Below are 17898 nucleotides of genomic sequence, written 5' to 3' on the forward strand. Positions count from 1 at the left end.
GACGCCGCGTTCGCGTTTGTGCCTTCGTGGCTGAGCGCGGACCAACGAAGGATCAGGCCCATCGCGCGAGGATCGATGCGAACTCTTCGGCAAAGCCGATCATCGCCGTGCTCGGCGTGAGTGAGAAGGGATCCGAGATGATCGCGACGCGCCGCTCGCGAACGGCGGGGATCGAGAGACGCGAGATCGCACCCAGACGCTGCTCGATCTCGATCCAGGTGCTCGGCGCGGGCTCCGAAGCCGTCTCACGGGGGTCTCTGGGCTGGATCAGCACGATCGCGTCGGGCGCGATGTCGAGCAGGTCCTCCATGTGCAACTGGACGTACGGGTTGCCGGTTGTGAGCGCGGGGATGCCTCCCAGTCGCTCAAGGATCTCATGGTGGAACGAGCCGGGTCCGAGGGCCGCGGGCGGCAGGACCGAGTGAAGGAGCAGCACCCGGCCCGCGCGTGCGGACGCCTCGCGTCGCCCGCACGCCAGATCGAGTCTGGATGCCAGTTCCTCGGCGCGGCTGCTGAGAGCGAGTGATTGAGCTGTGGGCATGTCCGAGGCGATGAAGCCCGCGATCTCCGCCAGACTGCTGCGCACCTGTGTGTATGAGAGGAGCGACCAGCTCCGGACTTTCCAGTCGTGCGTTGTGGCGAGACGCAGCAGGCGATCGGGCACGGGCCGCTCGCCCCATTCAAGCAGCACGTGTGTCGGGCGTGTCGTGATCAACGCCTCGTAGTCCAGCGAGGACTGATCGCCCGCGATCGGAAGCGAAATATCAAGGGCCATGTCCCAGGCGTGGCGTGCAACGATGCTCTCGGTGAGGCCGAGATCGCGGAGGGTGATCGCGAGCGCGGGGCTGAGGGCGGCGAGCCGCGGCGGGCCGATTCCGGGGACCTTTGGCGCACTGTTGGGGGAACGCGTGCAGGCGCAGAGCGCGGAGCATACCGTGCCGATTCCGGTGAGGATCGTCGAGCTCCGCAGCGAATCAGCGATGAATTCTCGCCGGCGCATCATGCTGGCGATCCCGTCGGCGCATCGTGCATGATCTGGTCCTCGATCCGACGCCGGAGTGACCGCAGCGTTGTCTCAGGATAGAGCGGGAATGGCCATGTGCGCTCGCGCACGATCGGTTCTTCTGCGGCCTTTCGTGCGAGCACACGTGATTCGTGATCGAGAGACGCGAGGCGATCTGCGTGCTCGGCACGGGAGCGATCGAGCATGGCGTGCAGACTCTGGAAGAGCATGGCCCGCTCGGCCCTGTCTCTCGAGCGATCGATGCGGGCGACCAATTCGCGTTTGGTGAGGCCCGCGTCCTTGTCGCCCAGGAGCTGCGGATCGTGGCGCGCACGGTGCGCGAGGTGGCGTGCCGCTCGGGCCTCGGCGATGTTGACGCCCCCTCGGTCGCTGTCGAACGCCAGGCGTGCGGTCGCCGTGCACACAACGGTCGGCGCGAGCGGCAGCGCGTGCGCGAGCTCGTTCGTCTCGGGATCGGTCGAACCGCGGAGCCAGTCGTGCAGCCACTCGTCCGTGATCCGGTCGTACGTGCCGCCTCCGGTGCCGTGGATGAAGAGGTCGCATGCGCCGAGGCGTGCGAGGCCCGTCATGAGAAGGGCGCGGGGGCGGAGCTCATGGGGCGGGATCTCGACGAGATGAGAGAGCATGACGCCGACCCGAGGCGTGCCGGGGCGAACTCTCCAGAGCGGGAGCTCAACACGCGCCGGATGATCCGCAGAGACCTTAAGGCCGAGCGGGCGGATACCCGCTTCAGGCCTGCGGGCCGCGGCGTGGTTGTGTGAGTCCACGGCTCTCACCGCGTCGCGCCGCAGCGCGGCGACCAGTGCCGCGAAACCATCGGTGGAGGAGAGGTGACTGGTCGTGATGGTGTGAATGTGCGGATTCGCGGCATCATGTGTGGCGAGTGCTGCGCCGGGAATGAGCGACTGTGACGCGAGGCCGAACTGGGTGGCGAGCGTGGGCTCGCCCGCGAAGTGGTTCAACGAGTCGGCGATCCGGCCCAGCCCGTCCAGCCAAGAGGGATCGAGTCGATGCGTTGCAGCGACGGCGGCGAGCGAGGATGCGAGATCGACTCGGACGGCTCGCCGAGACCCGGTCGGCACATCGGTGACCGGAGGGACGAGCGTGATGTCCTGCCTGATGAGTCTTTGTGCGGCGTCGATGGCGGGAACGAAGATGCGTCCCGGGTCGTTGGTGTCCTGATCGACGTGGAGCCAGACGAAGGCGCCTCCGACGCGCCGGGCGAGTGCCACACCGGCGAACCACTTGGCGAGGATTCCGGGGTGCCAGAACTCGCATTGATGCCCGGACATGATGATCGGTCGATCCAGGGGGAGTCCGAGCTGGGCACGGAGGGTCGATTGGTATGTCGTCAGGGGGCGACGCACGACGAGGGTGTGCCACTTGTCGGCGTGGGGTTCGAAGCGGACGTGGTCGATGAGCGACGGGGTACACGCATCGTCCGCCGGCGCGCTCTCGTCGTCGGACTGACGGGTCCTGATCTCCATCAGGCGGATGCTCCAGGGGCGGGGTGGGCGAGCCCGAGCAGCGCGGACGGCAGGAGTCTGTCTGCGCAGCGTTCGAGCTCTTTGTAGAGCACCGTGCGGTAATGGGCCAGACGGATCTGCTGGTTGTCGAGCGGTCCGCCGAAGGATCGATTCAGATCGTTGTAGATCAGTTTGACGGGGATCTCGCTGATGCGAAGCCCCGAAGCGACTGCCTGCACCCAGAACTGGAGCGGGAAGGCGTATCCATCGACCGTGAGCGTCAGAGACCGAACGGCGTCGATCCTGTACGCCTTGAACCCGCAGAACGCATCGGTGATCGAAAGCCCGAGGCGTCGGTTCAGCTCTTCAGTGATCTCCGCGTTGATGCGCCGACGCTCCGGCGGGGGGCGGTCGTCCTCGGGTGTGGGCGCGAGGTATCGGCTGCCGCTCACGATGTCCGAGTCGTTCCGCGCGATCGCGTCGATGAAACTCGGGATGGAGGCGGGCTCGTGCTGCTCATCGCAGTCCATGGTGATGACCCAGTCGAAGCCATCGACGGAGGCCCAGCGGAACGCATCCATGAGACTGCGGCCGTAGCCGCGGTTCTTGGCGTGGCGGATGACCTCGACCGGGAACTGGCTGAGGAGGAGGGGCGTTGCGTCGGTCGATCCGTCGTCGATGACGAGCACGTCGGGGGCGTGGCGGAGCACTCGCTCGAGCACCTGCTGGACATATCGCTGCTCGTTGTAGACGGGTATCGCGACGAGGACTCGCATGTGGGGCTTCCGAAAGGCGTTCTCGAACGAATCAGGTTTCCGGACTGGGCGAGCGGAGAGTGAGAGCGGCTGCAAGACCCTTGTTGGATGAAGGATCGGGACAAGAAGACACGCGCTCTCGCAACTCTATGACAACCGAACGGACGGTTCGTGATCGGGATCGTGGGTGTGGCGGGGGGTGGGGGGTGGGGCGCAGAAGCGGCGAACGGCTGCCGGGGAGAAGGCGAAGGGTGCGCGGGTCGAGCGTGGCGTGTCAGAGGCCGGCCTCGACGAGGTCCAGGGCCTCTTTCAGGCCGAGCCCGGTCAGATCACGCACGCGCTTCACCGCTTCGATCTTGCGGTTCGAGAGGATGAGGGCTCGTATCTCCTCGACCGCCTCGGGGTTCAGCGCGACCCCTGCGGGCATGGTCATTCGGTCCGGGACCTCGATCCCCAGCGACTCGATGATGGCATCGAGTTTCTGCTCGATGCGCGCGAGCCGAACATTGAGGATGGCGTCGTTGTTTCTGCCGAAGAGACCCATGCTTCGGTCCTTTCGTTCTTTGTGCGGCGACTCGGATGACTGATATGAGCCGCACTCACCCGGGCTGCGGTGGCGGACCCTTCGCTGCGGCATGCAGGACGCGCCACTTGGTGACGGCTTCCGGCTCCCTCGGATAGAGCGGTTCGAGTTCGATGGGGTCAAGGGGTTGGTATCGCGCCCCGAGGTCGCAGCATGCCATCGCATCGAACGTCGGCGGCTGGATCCGAACGCCGCACGCCCTCGCACGCTCCACCATCGCGGGCGGCGCGAATCGATCAACCACCAAGAGATCGACACCGATGGAGACAAGGGTCTCGATCACACGCTCATCGCTGATACCGATCACCCGATGCTCGGTCCGGTCGGGATTGAACGCCGCGACCCACGCGGTCTCCCGCTTGGAAGCGAGCGCGACGGCGAACGGGCGCGGGTTGCTGACGCGAGCCGCAGCGACGTGCGCGGTCGGCACGGGGATGCAGCGTGCGCCGGTCGATTCTGCCAGGATTTTGGCGGCGGTGACGGCGAGCCGGATGGATGTGTAACCACCAGGACCGATGGAGACGACGATCCGTGAGCCGGGCGCGCGCAGCGCATGGGGCGTGAGCGAGCACCCCCTGAAACAGCGATCGATCGACGGGAGGAGGCCCTGTGACTCGTCCGGACCGAGCGTCACGCTGGAGAGGTGTCGAGGGTTGCCGGCGCCGGGCCCCTCGAGCTGGGCCACCGCAACCGACGCCGAGTGCCCGGGATCAGCGGTCGGGTTGCTGGTCTCGATCGCGAGGATGACGGGTTGGACACGCTGCGGATGTGCCACAATCGGAGGATATGTCCCGTGCGACGCGGAGAATCCGGGAACCGCCGGGGCTCAGGCGGCATCTCAGGCGGTGTGCGGCAGAGGTTGCCTTTGCCGCACGACTCTACGATGAGCACCACACGTTGAGAGGAGCACGCGCATGGCCCGCCTGTCATTGATCGATCCCGCCTCGTCCACCGGCAAGGTCAAGGAGATTCTGGACGGGCCTCTGGCCGGGAAGCACTTCAATATCTTCAAGGCCATGGCCAACTCGCCGGCCGCCCTGCAGGCATATCTCGGGTTGTCCGGCGCGCTCGGCCATGGCGGGCTCAGCGGCAAGGAGCGTGAAGTGGTTCAGTTGGCTGTCGGCTCGCTGAACGGCTGCGGATACTGCGAGGCGGCCCACACGGCGATCGGGAAGTCCGTCGGGCTGACCGAGGCACAGACGATCGAAGCGCGGCGCGGCACCATGAGCGATCCGAAACTCAACGCGCTCGCGCGGTTCACCGTTGCGATCCACGAGAAGCGCGGCCACATCAGCGACGACGACATCCGGGCCTTCAAGAGCGCCGGGTACGGCGATGGCCATATCGCCGAGGTCGTGGCCGGGTACGCGCTGGCGGTCTACACCAACTACTTCAATCACATCGCGCAGACACCGATCGATTTCCCGCCCGCTCCGAGCATCTGAACCGCTCGCTCCATCTTGCTGCGACGAGTGAGACCGAGTCGCGCGACGGCCTCACTGCTTGAGCGCATCTCGGATCGCTCGCAACTCGTCTGCGAGATCGCGGGGGTCTTCGAGCGTCTCTAGGACCACGCGCTCGAGTTCCCTGCGGAAGCGTCGCTTGGCGGTCTGGATCGTCGATCCGGCCTTGGTCCAATCGCTCAAGCCGAGAGACTTGGCCAGGGCTTCGAGAGACTGGCTCTTGCTCCCTCGCGTCGCGGGCGCGACGACGTTGAGCATGAACGCCGTGTGCTGCGCATCCAGCCCTTCTTCGACACACTTCCGCTCGAAGCGTTCGAGCGCGAGTTCGATCACGGTTGTCGCCCATTGGCGTTCGAACGCTCTGACAGGATCATCCGTCGGAGAGGGCTCCGCGGCGTCGAGGAGCGGTCTGCCTCGCTCGGGGTGCGCGAAGGCGGGCGCGTCGAGCGAGCGCACGGGCGTGGCCGGCGCGCGGGTCGAGGCCGTCCGGTGGCGGTGTTCGTCTATCAGGAATCGGGAGAGCGCGGTGAGCAGGTACGACCGGAACCGTCCCCTTCCCTTCTCGGCCTTTGCCAAGAGATCGCGGGCGAGCACAACATCGCAGATGAAGGACTGTGTGAGGTCCGATGCGTCGTGCCTGGATCGGCGCTGACGTCGGAGCCACGCGTAGACAGGCCGCCAGTAGAGGCGAAGGAGCTGGTCGAGTTCGGTCCCGCTCCCCTGGGCCCTCAGCACCAGCGACCATCGTGTGGTGCGAAAGGCGGCGGCCGACGAATCAGGCATGGCAGCATCTCCCCGCATGATTGACCGGGTTCGCCAATCGGTAGGGAGTGTATGTGGTAAGATGCTCAGGGCGAGTGGATCGGATCTCGTCGGGGTGCGAATCGGTGGGTGCCGGTTCGGAAGGGGTAGCGGGGCGGGTGGGCTTGGACCGGGAGCGAATGTCCGAGCGAAGCGAAGAAGACTGGAACGGGTTTCCGGTGTCGCGTGACGAGCCGCCGAAAGAGCCGGTGCGCGCCGAGTTCGGGCCGGGCGATGAGGGCGCACTGACCGCCGATGCCGCGGGGCAGTTGATGGAGGATGTGTTCTCGGAGGACCTGGATGCGCCGGGGCTTGTGCTCTCGGCTTCGCCCCGGATCGGTGAGTACTCGATCGTGCGGACGATCGCCTCCGGCGGCATGGGGACCGTGTACGAGGCGCGCCAGGAGAACCCTCACCGCAGCGTCGCGCTCAAGGTGCTCAAATCCAACGCGATGTCGCCGACCAATCTGCGTCGCTTCCAGAGCGAGTGCGCGATCCTCGGGAAGCTGCGTCACCCGGCGATCGCGACGATCTTCGGCGCGGGCGTGCATCGAGACGAGCCGACAGGATCGAGTCTGCCCTATTTCGCGATGGAGCTGATCCCGCTGGCAAGGCCGATCACGCTCTACGCCTCTGATCGCGGGCTCGAACTCGACCGGAAGCTGCGGCTCTTCCTGCATGTCTGCGACGGCGTCCATCACGGGAACCGCCAGGGCGTGGTGCATCGCGACCTCAAGCCGGCGAACATCCTTGTGGACGACACGGGCTGGCCGAAGATCATCGATTTCGGCATCGCCAAGACGACCGACGCGGATGTCGCCGCGACGACCAGCACGGACATGGGGCAGGTGCTCGGCACGATCCAGTACATGTCGCCGGAGCAGTGCCACGGCGATCCGTTGATGCTCGACGCCCGGGCGGATGTCTACGCGCTCGGCGTGGTGCTGTACGAGCTTGTGTGCGGGCAGTTGCCATACAAGGTGTCCGAGTTGCCTGTGCACCAGGCGATGAAGGTGGTGACCGATGAGGTCCCGCCTCGCCCGCGCAGTGTTTCGAGGGCGATCAGCCGCGATCTGGACGCGATCGTGATGCGTGCGCTCGAGAAGGATCCCTCGAAGCGGTACCAGAGCGTGCAGGATCTGGCAGAGGACATCCGCCGCTGTCTCGCCGGGCATGCCGTCCACGCGAGCGCGGGGGGCGCGGCGGGGCGGCTGGTTCGTGAGGTCTTCAAGCGCCGTGCCCTGCTGCCTGTGGTGATCCTCGGCGGACTGGCGGTGATGCTGGCGGTCTCGCTCATCGTGCAGGTTGCCGATGTCGTCCGCGCGGGGGCTGTTGTTGCGGCGATGCTGCTTCCTGCTGCGGGGCTCGGAGCGGCTGCGCTCGGGCTGCGGCGCGAACGCGACGAGCTCCGCGCGAAACAGAACCACACGGGGCAACTTCTGGCGGGCGAGCGTGCCCGGCGGCGCGGCGCGGAGAACGAGCGGGCATCGGTCGAGAAAGAACTGATGGCCTTGAAGCGGATGACGCGCCGGCTTCTCCGCGACATGGACGATGCGCTCCGGCAGTCCAGGGCGGATCCGGCGTTGCGCGCCCGGCTCCGCAAGATGATCCGCGAGCGGCTGGTCTTCAAGCCGGGCGAGGCGGGCAAGGGGCACATCCTCGCCGAGCCGCCCACCAAGACATTCGCCGAGAGGATCGAGGAGCGCCCGTGAGTGCGATCAGTACGCGTTCCGCTTTCTGAGCGTGCGTTCATCGGGAAGCGGTGCCTGGGCCAGCAGATCGGCGATTCTCGCGCCGCTGTGGCCGTCGCCGTACGGATGCGTGATCGCCTCGCGATCGATCGACATCGCGAGCTGGATCGCCTGGCGAACCTCGTGCGTTGTCTCCGAGGGTGCATCCACGACATTCGGAGGACGCTCCCGCCCCGCTTGTCTCGGGCCGACGTTGACCGCGGGGAGTTTGAGGGCCGCGGCCTCGATCAATGCTGCGGATGAGTTACCGACGATCAGCCCTCCCGAGACCGCGAGCCGCTTCAGCAACGAGAGAAAGAGCGGGCGCTCCATGTGGGCCAGGCGATGCACGATCGCAGAGGTCGAGCTCGCGTCGAGGGCCCGCATGATGCCGTCGCGCCCTGGATCGAGGTTTGGATCGAGGGCGAGGACGCGCCTGCCGGAAAGGGCATCGATGACGCCGCACACGCTCGCCTCTTCGTGCTCCGCGGGTCGGCCGATCGGATGCATGAGCAGGAGCGTGTCCGGATCGCCGAATGATCGTGACGCATCGTCGCTCATCGGCTGGACACGCGAGAGGCCGTCGATCGCCGGGGAACCCACGATGTGAACGGTCTCGGGGCGTTCGCCCATGCGGACGATCCGCTGCGCCGACGCGGCGGTCGCCGCGAGGTGCAGGTGCGCGAGCTTGGTGATGGCGTGGCGGAGCGATTCGTCGGCGACTCCCTCGGCGCGGTCGCCGCCGTGGATGTGCGCGATGGGGATGCCGGCGATCGCCGCGGCGGACGCGGCGGCGAAGGCCTCGATGCGATCGCCGAGGACGAGGACCCAGGTCGGCTGAAGACGGCGGTAGATGCGGGCGAAGCGGTGGACGCCCCGGCCGGTGGCTTCGGCATCATCGAGACGCGTGGTGCGCCCGGGTGTCTGCATGATCGCGGCGTCGGCGACGGGGAAGAGCTTCTTGACGTCGCGATAGGTGAGTGCGGGCGTGACGAGGTGGGAGCCCGCGGCGACGACGAGGAGTTCGAGCCCCGGCTTGGTCTCGATCTCGCGCATGACGGGGACGAGGAGGCCGAAGTCGGCGCGCGAGCCGGTGACCACGAGGATTCGCTTGGTGCCCGCGCTCGGCGCGCCGAGCGGCTCGGCGTACTCGCCGGGTCGGACCGAGGGTTCGCCATCCCAGCCGTCGCCGATCATCGGTTCTTGCTCCTTAAGGACTTCTTGTTCTGGAGTGTGTTGCGAGGCGTGCGTGCGCCATGGGGCTTTGAAGTCGGTTTCGGGCGCCGCTTTCGCTTCCTGGAGCCGGTCGGCGATGCGACGTTCTTCGCGAGCTGCAGGATCAGCGAGTTTCGCACCCGCTCCATCGTACCGGGCGTGTCGCCCGTCAGCGTCTGCGGCATCTCTTCTGGCGCGAGGTCGCGCGGTGTGCCGGCGCGAAACCCGTAGAGGTTGGAAGCGATGATGTGGCGAGCGACGGGAGTAGGGATATCGCGGAGGGCCTTCCGGCGCTTCCATGCTTCGGCGTTGTGGGGCGCGCCGGGAATCGCGAGCCGCACTGAGGTCGATGCCGCTTCAAGCGGGAAGTTGGGAGCCAACCGCGCGCACCACTCGCGTTTCTCTTCACGCGTCCAGAACTCGTCGTCGAGCGCGGCATACACCGAACTGACGCTTCCCGTCGGCTCGCGCGCCAGCACGAGCGGCTCGGCCAGCCGGATGATCTCGCGCGGCTCTTTCCAGCGGTGGAACTCCCACACCTGATCGGAGCCGATCAGCAAGCGGAGCTTGACGCGAGCGGGAACGATGCTGTGCAGGCGCCGGAGCGTGTCGATGGTGTAGGAGGGAGACGGCTTGCGTTTGTGCTCACGTTGCCAGCGGGCGCGATCGAGCTCGTCGGTCCAGATCGAGCGCGGCCCGGGGATGTCGATGGCAAGGCGGAGCATCGCGAGCCGATGGTCATCAGGGGCGACGACGGACTGTTTGTGTGGGCTGCGGGCTGCGGGCACATACAGGAGCCACCCTTCCTTCGGCCCGTACATTCGGACCACGGTCATGATCGGTGCCGCGATGTGCATGAAGTGGGGGGGATCGAACGAGCCGCCGAAGACGACGAGGGTCTTCACATTGCGGGGGATTTCGAGGGGTGTGATGGGGGCCTCGCCGGGTGTGCCACGTTGGGCGGGACGTGTTGCGGAGGCAGCGGGCTTTGCGGATCGTTTGCTCACTCGACTGATGTTAGGGGAACGGGAACGGCTGTGTGGTACTCGTCCCGACGATCTCGCAGTGAGAGCTGCTGCTGAAAGGCCGATGCCGCGTGTGATTCTCGGACGTGTGCGCCCACACCAGGGAAACACGGATGCCACGGTGGTCAAGACGTTCACGACGCGTGATTGCTGAGTCCGCGTGCCGGTTATGGGCGGTATGCACAGACAATCGCAGGTACGTGTGAGATTTGGGCTTCTTCATGCATGGCTGGTCGGGTATGCTCGTTCCGAGGGCAAGACGTTCAGAATCTGCAAGTTATTTCTGAGGGGAGACTGGTCGGTCGGTTCGTGGCGTCCGTGGTGGGCGCAGTGGCATGTGTTCCTTGAGAGCCGTCCGAGACAGCTATCCACTCTCATACGAGGAGGCCTTGAACATGAAGAAGGTGGTTTCTCTGTGCGCGTTCGCGCTTCTCGCCGGTTCAGTGATGGCGGATGTTGAGGAGTACAGCGGTGACACGACCGGCGGCTCGACATTCAACCGCGCTCTCGCGGGCAACCCTCCGACAGGCCTCTCCGGCGTCGGAACGGCCGTGCGGTACGAAGTCATTCCGATGTACACCAACATCAACGCATCGGTGATCTTCGACATCATCGCCGCCGCGACCGGTTTCGACACATTCATGCACCTCTACGGCCCGGGCGGGTTCAATCCCGCATCGGCTCTCTCGAACGTCATCATCGGCGACGATGACTCCGGCGTTGGTGCCAACTCGGCATTCACGACCGGTCTGACGGGTGGCACGCAGTACTACGTCGTCGTCTCCGGGTTCGACAACGGCGACTTCGGCACCTACACCCTCCAGATGTCGTCCACGTCGGCTGACATCACGATCGGCATGATCCCGGCACCTTCGGCACTTGCGATGCTCGGCCTGACCGGGCTCGTCGCGCGTCGTCGGCGCTGATCGATCTTGTTCGTGACGGTTTGTTTCTGATCACTCTCGAAGCCCGGTCCCGTCTTGGGGCCGGGCTTCTTCCTTTGTTGCTGTCAAGACACGGCTCGCCTGGGCTTCAGCGTGGGTCCGCCTCGGATTCACCGAGGTAGCGCTGCGCCGGTGTCGGCACGGAGAACGGATCGATCCCCTTGGCCAGATCCGCCTGCGCCTTCTCGCGATAGACGGCCGCTTCGTCCATGCGTCTGCCCGCGGTGTAGTAATCGGCGAGGAAGAGCAGCAAGCGAAGGCGTCTGGCAGGATCAGGAAGCTCTCGCTGCTCCTCCTCGTGAAGGGCACGGAGCAGCTCGGCCTCCCCCTCTTCCACACGCCCCTGATTCGCGATCGCGCTGGCCAGCATGCGCAGCACACCCGTCATGTATCCATCATCGCGATCCGGATGCTGGCGGTACCACTCGTAAGACTCCCGCAGGTACCGCTCGGCCTCCGGCATGCGCCCGGGGATCTGGTGCAGCGCCGAGCCGAGGTACATCCGGGCCTGGGCCAGTGCGAGCCCATCAAACGCCGGGTGTGCTTCGAGCAGTCGGACCGCCTCTCGCAGAACTGGCTCAGAGTCGATGTACCGTCCCGGCTGGAAGATCATGCGTCCGTAGTGCAGATGGGCCATCGAGTACAGCGGGTCGGACTCGGGGAGGATCCGTTTCACGATCTCGAGCGCACGACCCGCCTCGAGCGCGGCGGCGGTGTGCTGCGAAGACCGTTCCATGACAAGGGCGAGCCGGATCAGGGCGTCGGCGTACACCGCGGAGTTCTCGCCGTACAACTCTCTCGCCTCGGTGACCGCAGCCCGCGTGGATTCTTCTGACGATTGCAGGCGGCTGAGTTCCCGCATCGAATGGCTTGCGATCCGGCGGGCCTTGTCACGCTCGTCAACGACTCTCAGGAACGCCGCGACACCGAACGAGACCACGAGAAGCGCCGAGACGCAGACCACGGCGGCCAGCGCCCTGTTCCGCTTGATCCATCGCCACGAGCGGACGATGTCGGAGACGCGCCGGGCCTCGATCGGCAATCCTGCGAGATAGCGCCGGATGTCCGCGCCGAAGTCCGAGGCGGTCGCGTAGCGATCCTGCGGCAGTTTCGACGTGGCCTTGCCGATCATCGCGTCGATGTCCGCGCCGAGTCCGTTCCGGATTGAAGATGGGCGATCGGGTTGCTCGTGCTGGATCCGCTTGATGACATCCAGCAGCTTTCCGTCAACGTCGATCGGGTGACGCCCGCTCAGCAGGTAGTACCCGATCACACCGAGGGCGTACACATCGCTGCGGACCGAGATCCCGCTGGAGCCGCCCGATGCCTGCTCGGGAGGCATGTACGCGAGCGTCCCCATCGGCCGCCCGGCTTCGGAGATCGTCAGTTCGGCGTTGACGCCGGTATCGGGATCGATCGCCTTTGCGAGACCGAAGTCGAGGAGGCGGATACGCCCGTTGGACTCAACAAGGATGTTCGCGGGCTTCAGATCACGGTGCAGCACGCCCCGCTGGTGCGCGTCATTCACAACGTCGGCGATGTCAGCGAGAAGTTTCAGAACGTTGCGCGGCTCGCTCGTGCCGGGCGTGAGGTGCTGGTCGAGCGGGCGGCCCTCGACATACTCCATGACGTAGTAGTACCGGTCTGCGGCGGCTCCCGAGTCGATCACAGAGACGATCCCCGGGTGCGACAGTCTCGCGAGCAGATCGATTTCTCGCTCGAACCTGAGCGAGAGGTCTCGCCCCGAGCCCCGCATGAACTTGACGGCGACGCGGCGCCCGGTCGAACGCTGGTACCCCTCGTACACCACGCCCATGCCGCCCCGCCCGATCTCCTCGATCAGGTCATATCCGGGGACCTCTGGGATCGATGATCCGAGATCGGTTCCGATCACGGCGTGGCGATCGCGTTCGGCGTGAGACGCTCTGGATGCGCCGCTGATCGCCCCGATCAGCGATGTGCGAAGCGATGCACGCGCCTCCGCGTTCACGCTCGGGAATAATTCGTCGAGCAAGGCGTCAACGCTCGGGCGCGTGGGAGGGCAGGGTTCGGCTCCATCGCTCGGCCCCGTGTTCCCGAAGTATCGGGCGACCGCCATGGCGATCAATCGCTCTTCCGTTGGCTCGGCCATGCGATTCTCCCGGGTGCCACGCGGCACAGGCGCAGTATACAACCTTGGAATACTCGCCCGTGCTTCATCCAGGGATCCGTGTCGTTCATTCGCAGGTGCTTCGTTACTCGGGCGGGAACTCCGGATATCGAACATCCTGCTTGAGCGGCATGATCCCAGCGTCAAGAGCCCGCGCGACCTCGTCCCGGTACGGCTTTGCGTCATCGGCGCGTCCGACTGCTGTGTAGAAATCCGCGAGTGCCACTGCGTTTCTCAGATGACGCGGCAGGTCCATGGGGACCGCGGCAGAGTCGCGCTGGTACGACTCCAGAAGCACACCCTCGGCTTGTGCGACCTCTCCGATCCGGAGCAGCGACTCGGCGTATGTGCGGATCGCCCCAGTGTACCACCCGTCATCGCGTGTCGGTGGGTCTTCGGCCCACCACCGATACGCATACTCAAGGGGTTCGAGCGAGTCACTGTGTCGTCCGACGAGTTGCAGGTTATTGCCCAGGAAGAGGGCGGCGTGGGCCTCCGTGTGACCGGCCGCGAACGGATCCACTCTCCCGCCCAGTCTGGCGTTTCTCGCCAGCGACCTTGATTCGGTCAGCAATTTGATCGCTTCATCATGCTTTCCCTGCCAGCCGAGGATCCGCCCCATGTACAAGGACGCGAGCGATCTGTCCCCATCTGAGATCCCCTTCAGTTCTGCGAGCACGGCGAGAGCTTCTCGGGCGAGGTGCTCGGCCTCGACATAGCGTTGTCGGTGTTCGAGAAGAATGGCGTACTGCAGCGTCGCGACGACATACAGGCGGCTCTGCTTGCCGTAGATCCGCTCGGCAGCTGCGGCACGCTTGAACGCCATGTCTTCCATCTGCGAGATATCACTGAAGTGGGAGAAGGTCTCCAGCAAGAGCGAGTTGGCGCGGTCTCGCTCGCGGACGACGCGCATGAAAGACGCGATGCCCATCACAATCATGGCAATCAATGCCCCGCCCACCACACCCACGAGAATCCTGTTCCGCATCACCCATCGCCAGACACGGACAACGCCCGACACCCGACGCGCGCTGATCGGCCGCCCGGCGAGGTGGTTCCGGATATCTGACGCGAGTTCCGCAGCGGTGGCGTAGCGGTCCGCTTGGAGTTTGGCTGTCGCCTTCGAGATGATCGCGTCGATGTCCGTGCTTACGCGGGGGCGATACGCCGACGGCTTCGGGATCGGCGTTGTACGGATGCGCTGGACGGCCTCGATCAGTGTCCCCCCGATCTCGATCGGATGGCGACCCGTCAGCAGATAGAACGCGATCACACCGATCGCGTAGACGTCGCTCCTGACCGACGCGCCCTCGCCCGATGCCTGCTCCGGGGGCATGTACGCGAGCGTCCCCATCGGTCGCCCCGGCTCGGAGATCGTGACTTCAGCGTTCACGCCCGAATCCGGATCGATCGATTTGGCGAGCCCGAAGTCGAGCAGTCTGACGCGCCCATCCTTCTCGACGAGGATGTTCGACGGCTTGAGATCGCGATGCAAGACGCCCCGCTCGTGCGCGCTGGTCACGACCTCGGCAACAGACGCGACAAGCCCCATCGTCTCGCGCACATCTCCCTTGCCGGGTTGCACGCGCTCGTCGAGCGGCTCCCCGTCGATGTGCTCCATCGCGTAATACCAGTTGCCGTTGTGGACGCCAGAGTCGATCACCGAGACAACCCCGGGAATCGACAGACGCGCGAGCAGGTCGATCTCTCGCTCGAAGCGAATGGAGAGGTCCCGTCCCAGCCCACGCATGAACTTGATGGCGACCTTTCTCCCGGTTGAACGCTGGTAGGCCTCATAGACAACCCCCATGCCGCCACGCCCGATCTCCTCAACGAGGTCATACCCTGGGGCTTCGGGCAGGGGCTCGTCCCGGATACGCACGACATCACCGAACGAACTCGTGTAGGATGGACCCTGCGAGGGCCGGTCTTCGGAAGGCAGACCTGGTTGCGGATCAGGCATGCGGCTCGCCCCGGTCTGGCAGGCACAGAGGTGCCGCCGAAGACGCCCAGTATAATCCCCGGGATGCAAACGTACACTGGCGACCAGCACTCTTCCTACGACGCTGCCCTTGTGCGTGCGGCACAAGCCGGCGACGATCGCGCGATCGAGCGGTTGTTGGGCTCAGTCCACGACCGGCTGCTCGGGCGTGCCGCACGGAAGATCGGACCGGAGTGGCAGGGCCGGATCGATCCGGACGACCTGCTGCAGGAGACGTACATCCAGGCGGTCGCCGATCTGCCGGGCTTCACGGATCAGGGCGAGGAGTCGTTCTACCGCTGGATCTCAACGATACTTGACCATCGCTTCATCGATGCGGTGCGCAGGCATCGTGCGAAGAAGCGAGGAGAGGGGCGAGTCGCCGTGACGCCGGGAGGAATGTCGCGCCACGAGTCGTTCCTCGGGCAGTGCATGCCCGACCTCCAGACGCCCAGTGTGCTGCCCCGCAGGCAGGAGGCGGTTGCCGCGATGATGGTGGCAATCGCGCGGCTGGACCCGGACCAGCGCACGGTGGTGCAACGCCTGCTGCTGGACCAGGAGTCGATCTCCGAGATCGCGCGGGACATGGGGAGGTCCGAGGACGCGGTGAGGCGGTTGGGGTCGCGGGCGGTCGAGAAGCTGCGCGGGCTCATGGGAGATGCGGCCCGGTTCTTGAGCGTGGGGTGAGGCGTCGCTCGCTCTCGCGTGAAACTTCTAGAGATCTTTCTCGATTTCGCGCCGGTCTTGGGTGCGGTCCACGCTGAGGGTCTGTCGGGATCACGGGCAGAGGCCCGGAAAGACCCAGACTTTGCACCACCACTCAGGAGAATCACCATGAACAACCCTCGCACCATCTTCGCGTCTCTTGCGGCACTGGCTCTTTCGTGCGGTTCCGCGAACGCGGATCTCACCTTGAACTTCGATCTCGACAACAACGGGATCAACGAGAGCTCGATCACGAGTTCGAGAACAGACGTTCCGTTCACGACGCTGAAGTACTACAGCTGGACGATCAAGAACGGCAACAAGAACAAGGGCTACGACGTGAGCTGGGCGGGCCCTTCGCTCAGCGCCAAGATCATCGCCGCTCCCGCAGCGGATAAGCCCGCGAACATCATGTTCACGCAGGTATCCAACCTCGTGTCGAACGAGCGTCTGAGCGACTTCAGCATGAAGACACCGGGGCTCTCGTTCGAGAAGCGGGCCAAGTCGTATGTGCCGGCGGTTGACAACACCAAGCACGAGGACACCTACACGATGTTCAATGTGCTGTCCAGCAATGGTGTCGGCGAGTTCATTACCCACCTTGTCTTCAAGAGCACGGTGAAGGATGGGACCATCGTGTACACAGTCGAGAACAAGACCGATGCCAAAGTCACCGTCACGTGGCCCGGAACCGGAATCTCCGGGGACATCGATGCCGGCAAGACGCTGACCGAGAATCGCAAGGCGGCCAACGGCGCGACCGAACGGAAGAGTGTCGCCACGTTCAATCCCAAAGGGGGCAGCTTGGGCGACGGCGTCATCGGCTTCTCCGTGAGCTACCTCGCGCCGGCCGGCGGCGTCCCCACACCGGGAACACTCGCCCTCGCCGGGCTTGCGGGTCTCGCGGCATCGAGGCGTCGGCGTTGATCGCGAATCAAACCCGAAGCAACAAGAAGGGGCATCCGGCCTTCGCCGGATGCCCCTTGTTCATTTCGTGAAGAGATCGACTCTGCCTCACGTGCTCGGTGCGCCGGAGCCGACGGGGTGTCGGTGGGCGCCGAAGCGGGCGGCGTGTCGTAGACGCTGACCATGAGCGGCACGAGAAGCGAGAAAGAACTCGCGCGGCGCGCCGGTTCACTGTCGTTCTTTCGCTTGAGACTGCATGGGCGTGCGTCGGCGAGGTGCGAGTGACTCCCGCGGCAGCACACTCCAGAGAACACAAGGCGAAGCCATGCACACCTCCCACACAGCAAGAAGCGTCCTCTGCGTCTCGACCGCGTTCCTGTGCAACACCGCGTGCGCGGAGATCAGATCGAGCATCTCCTTCGGGGGCGGTGGACCCGATGTGTTTCTCTACCAAATGACCGAGCCGCTCCATGGCAGTCAGTCGCTCATCTACCGCGAGGTGCAGGAAGGGACACGCAACATGCGGAGCGAGATCTCATGGGGAGATCCCGCGATGAAGTGGTCGATTATGAGCCGCGAGGGTTCTTTCGGCTCCGAGTTCGAGTCGTACCAGTCCACGACGCTCGAAGTGAAACGGAAGCGGAGCGAGCTGAAGTGGCTGTCGCCTGGGGGTGAATGGAAGACCTCTCGCGTCGATACCTACACGCCGCAAGTGTCGAACGTGGTCCTCGACGACGCCACCATCGACGCGAGTTTCACGGGCTTCGGCGGGCTCCTCGGCAGCATCACATCGCTGGGTTTCTCGAGCTCGATCAAGAACGGCACGATCACGTACACGGTGACTAACAGCGGCGACCAGGACGCCCATGTGAAGTGGGCCGCTGCCTCGATCGACATCCTGGTGCCCAAGAACAAGTCGCATTCGGTCAGCGTGCGTTCGCCCCGGAATGCGGTCGAGCGCTACGGCGTCGCGATTTTCAACTGGGATCCTGACGGAGTCGGGGCACTCCCTATGGAGTTGCCGCTCATGCACTTTGCACGCCCTGCAAAGGTCCCGACCCCCGGCACGATGGCGATCGCGGGCATCGCCGGATTGGTCATGGCACGGCGACGCCGGTGAACTCAGCACCGCTTCTCCCGGATGACGCGGA

16 protein-coding genes are annotated in these 17898 nt (G+C 65.3%); 6 read left to right on the forward strand and 10 right to left on the reverse strand.

Annotated elements, in window-relative coordinates; translation table 11 throughout:
• Positions 1-52: 52 nt before the first annotated feature.
• The 5 genes from KF838_00205 to KF838_00225 form a co-directional block, all read right to left on the reverse strand.
• Positions 53-1003, reverse strand: coding sequence for an ABC transporter substrate-binding protein (locus KF838_00205; GenBank protein ID QYK48289.1), 951 nt, complete (start codon positions 1001-1003; stop codon positions 53-55).
• On the reverse strand, positions 1000-2511 hold the full coding sequence (locus KF838_00210; protein QYK48290.1) for a hypothetical protein: 1512 nt from the start codon (positions 2509-2511) through the stop codon (positions 1000-1002). The genes KF838_00205 and KF838_00210 overlap by 4 nt, the downstream gene beginning before the upstream one ends.
• A complete protein-coding gene (locus KF838_00215) occupies positions 2511-3266 on the reverse strand; it encodes a glycosyltransferase family 2 protein (GenBank protein ID QYK48291.1) in 756 nt (251 codons plus the stop codon). Before KF838_00215 ends, KF838_00210 begins: the two co-directional genes overlap by 1 nt.
• A gap of 253 nt (positions 3267-3519) precedes the next feature.
• Positions 3520-3789 (reverse strand): ribosomal protein L7/L12, encoded by a 270-nt coding sequence (locus tag KF838_00220; protein QYK48292.1) that lies wholly within the window; start codon positions 3787-3789, stop codon positions 3520-3522.
• A gap of 55 nt (positions 3790-3844) precedes the next feature.
• On the reverse strand, positions 3845-4603 hold the full coding sequence (locus tag KF838_00225) for a hypothetical protein (GenBank protein QYK48293.1): 759 nt from the start codon (positions 4601-4603) through the stop codon (positions 3845-3847).
• Positions 4604-4742: 139 nt separating this feature from the next.
• On the opposite strand from KF838_00225, the gene KF838_00230 reads away from it, so the two are divergent.
• Positions 4743-5273, forward strand: a complete 531-nt coding sequence (locus KF838_00230) for a carboxymuconolactone decarboxylase family protein (protein ID QYK48294.1) — start codon at positions 4743-4745, stop codon at positions 5271-5273.
• A 51-nt stretch (positions 5274-5324) separates the two neighbouring features.
• Here the strand turns inward: KF838_00230 and KF838_00235 are convergent, their stop codons facing one another.
• On the reverse strand, positions 5325-6074 hold the full coding sequence (locus tag KF838_00235) for a sigma-70 family RNA polymerase sigma factor (protein QYK48295.1): 750 nt from the start codon (positions 6072-6074) through the stop codon (positions 5325-5327).
• A gap of 158 nt (positions 6075-6232) precedes the next feature.
• Between KF838_00235 and KF838_00240 the strand changes: the two genes are divergently transcribed.
• Positions 6233-7804 carry a serine/threonine protein kinase gene (locus KF838_00240; protein ID QYK48296.1) on the forward strand — a complete coding sequence of 524 codons (1572 nt, stop codon included), beginning with the start codon at positions 6233-6235 and terminating at the stop codon, positions 7802-7804.
• Positions 7805-7810: 6 nt separating this feature from the next.
• On the opposite strand, the gene neuC is transcribed toward KF838_00240, so the two are convergent.
• Complete coding sequence (neuC, locus tag KF838_00245; GenBank protein QYK48297.1) at positions 7811-9019, reverse strand: UDP-N-acetylglucosamine 2-epimerase (hydrolyzing); 1209 nt, start codon at positions 9017-9019, stop codon at positions 7811-7813.
• Complete coding sequence (locus KF838_00250; protein ID QYK48298.1) at positions 9016-10044, reverse strand: nicotinate-nicotinamide nucleotide adenylyltransferase; 1029 nt, start codon at positions 10042-10044, stop codon at positions 9016-9018. The genes neuC and KF838_00250 overlap by 4 nt, the downstream gene beginning before the upstream one ends.
• Before the next feature lie 413 nt (positions 10045-10457).
• Here KF838_00250 and KF838_00255 point away from each other — a divergent pair, with 413 nt between their 5' ends.
• A complete protein-coding gene (locus tag KF838_00255; GenBank protein QYK48299.1) occupies positions 10458-10988 on the forward strand; it encodes a hypothetical protein in 531 nt (176 codons plus the stop codon).
• A gap of 106 nt (positions 10989-11094) precedes the next feature.
• On the opposite strand, the gene KF838_00260 is transcribed toward KF838_00255, so the two are convergent.
• Positions 11095-13137 (reverse strand): serine/threonine protein kinase, encoded by a 2043-nt coding sequence (locus KF838_00260; protein ID QYK48300.1) that lies wholly within the window; start codon positions 13135-13137, stop codon positions 11095-11097.
• Positions 13138-13240: 103 nt separating this feature from the next.
• The gene (locus tag KF838_00265; protein ID QYK48301.1) at positions 13241-15118 is read right to left on the reverse strand and encodes a serine/threonine protein kinase; all 1878 of its coding nucleotides are present in this window, start codon (positions 15116-15118) and stop codon (positions 13241-13243) included.
• 63 nt (positions 15119-15181) lie between these two features.
• Here KF838_00265 and KF838_00270 point away from each other — a divergent pair, with 63 nt between their 5' ends.
• The 3 genes from KF838_00270 (at position 15182) to KF838_00280 (ending at position 17867) form a co-directional block, all read left to right on the forward strand.
• On the forward strand, positions 15182-15823 hold the full coding sequence (locus tag KF838_00270) for a sigma-70 family RNA polymerase sigma factor (GenBank protein QYK48302.1): 642 nt from the start codon (positions 15182-15184) through the stop codon (positions 15821-15823).
• A 147-nt stretch (positions 15824-15970) separates the two neighbouring features.
• Positions 15971-16768 (forward strand): hypothetical protein, encoded by a 798-nt coding sequence (locus KF838_00275; GenBank protein ID QYK48303.1) that lies wholly within the window; start codon positions 15971-15973, stop codon positions 16766-16768.
• A gap of 304 nt (positions 16769-17072) precedes the next feature.
• Positions 17073-17867, forward strand: a complete 795-nt coding sequence (locus tag KF838_00280) for a PEP-CTERM sorting domain-containing protein (protein QYK48304.1) — start codon at positions 17073-17075, stop codon at positions 17865-17867.
• Positions 17868-17898 lie beyond the last annotated feature (31 nt).

The organism is Phycisphaeraceae bacterium, from assembly GCA_019454185.1.
In the GTDB taxonomy this organism is placed as follows: Bacteria; Planctomycetota; Phycisphaerae; order Phycisphaerales; family UBA1924; genus JAHBWV01.